The organism is Arhodomonas sp. KWT (genome assembly GCF_010993615.1).
Window position 1 is genome coordinate 1,704 of sequence record NZ_WNXE01000222.1, and the last position, 1,747, is coordinate 3,450.

The window sequence follows — 1,747 nt, forward strand, 5'->3', positions numbered from 1 at the left end:
CCTCGATCCGCGAGACCATCGGGAACATGATCTGCAGGTTGCTGAGCCCCTCCGAGGCCCGGAGCATCGCGCGGATCTGGGTCAGAAAGATCTCGGGGTGATCCAGCGTCACACGCACGCCGCGCCAGCCGAGGAACGGGTTGTCGTCGTCGATGCGGAAATACGGCAGCATCTTGTCGCCACCGATATCCAGCGTGCGCAACGTAACCGGCAGCGGCGAGAAGGTGGTGAGGACCTCCCGGTACAGCCGTGACTGCTCCTCCTCGCTGGGAAATCGCTCGCGCACCATGAACGGGAACTCCGTGCGGTGCAGGCCGACGCCGTCGCAGCCGACCTCGCGGGAGGACGCGAGGTCCGAGATGAGCCCCGTGTTGATGTAGAGGTTAATGCGCTCGCCGTCGGGGCTCTCCGCCGGCAGCGCCTGCAAGGCCTTGAGGTCCTCGCCGAGCTGGCGCTCCTCGCGCTGCAGGCGCCGATACTCGCGCATCACCCCACGCGTGGGCTGGACATAGAGCCGGCCACGGTAGCCGTCGACGATGAGTTCACGGCCGTCGACGACACTCGGGCGCAGGTCGCTGACGCCCATTACCGCCGGCACGCCCAGCGCCCGCGCCAGGATCGCGACGTGGGAGTTCGCCGAGCCGGTGGCCGAGACCACGCCCACAAGGCGCTCCCGGGGGATCTCGGCGAGCTGCGAGGCGTTCACCTCGTGCCCCACCAGCACCACCCGCTTCGGCAGCGGCCGGGCCCGGCGCTCGCCGGCGCCGAGCCGGGCGATCAGCCGCCGGCCTATGTCGCGAATGTCACTGGCGCGCTCGCGCAGGTAGCCGTCCTCCATGTCCTCGAAGTGACGGACCTGTTCGACAATGACGTCGCGCACCGCCCCGGCCGCCCACACGCCCTCGCGGATGCGCGCTTCCACGGAGCCGGACAGGCTCTCACCGTCGAGCAGCCGCACGTAGACCTCGAAGAGCCGGCGCTCCTCCTCCGCGACCATGCCCTCGAGGCGGGCGTGGAGGTCCTCAAGGTCGGCGCGCACCGCGGCAACGGCCGCACGAAACGCCTCGATCTCGGCCTCCGGGTCGTCGGCGGTGATCTCCGGGACCGCATCGAAATCCGTCGCCGAATACAGCGTGTAGGCATGGCCAATGCCGACACCGGTGGCGCCGGCGACACCGGCCAGCGGCCGGTTGCGCGCCAGGCCGCGGCGCTTGACCAGCTCGCGCAGCCCGCCGCTGGCCCGGGCGTGGGCGATAACGCCGGAAAGCTGGGCGGCCATGGTGACCAGGAAAGCCACCTTCTCGTCGTCGAAGCGCTGGCGCTGCTGGCCCTGCACCACCATCACGCCGAGGAGCTGGCGGTAGTGGATGATGGGCACGCCGAGGAAGGAGTGGAAGTGCTCCTCCCCGGTCTCGGGGAAGAAGCGGAAGCGCGGATGCTGATCCGCGTCCTGGAGATTGATCGGCTCCTCGCGTTCGGCGACCAGGCCGACCAGGCCCTCGTCGAAACGTAGCCGGACCCGGCCCACCGCATCCACGCGCAGGCCGCGGGTGGCCATCAGCGTGAGGGTTTCCTGATCCTCACCGACCAGATAGATGGAGGCCACGTCAACCGCCAGGGCATCCGCCACCCGATCAACGATGATGTTCAGCGCCTGGCCGAGATCGCCGGCGCCATTGACCTCCTGAACGATGCGATGAAGGGTCTCGAGCATCAGTCGCGCCGCCCCTGTCCATTGCCGCGCGGC

1 protein-coding gene is annotated in these 1,747 nt (G+C 69.3%); it reads right to left on the bottom strand.

Annotated features, from left to right (window positions below; all coding sequences use genetic code 11):
- The coding region (gene ptsP / locus G7A99_RS16930) for a phosphoenolpyruvate--protein phosphotransferase (RefSeq protein WP_240466323.1) at positions 1–1,714 on the bottom strand (1,714 nt) is incomplete at its 3' end.
- Positions 1,715–1,747 lie beyond the last annotated feature (33 nt).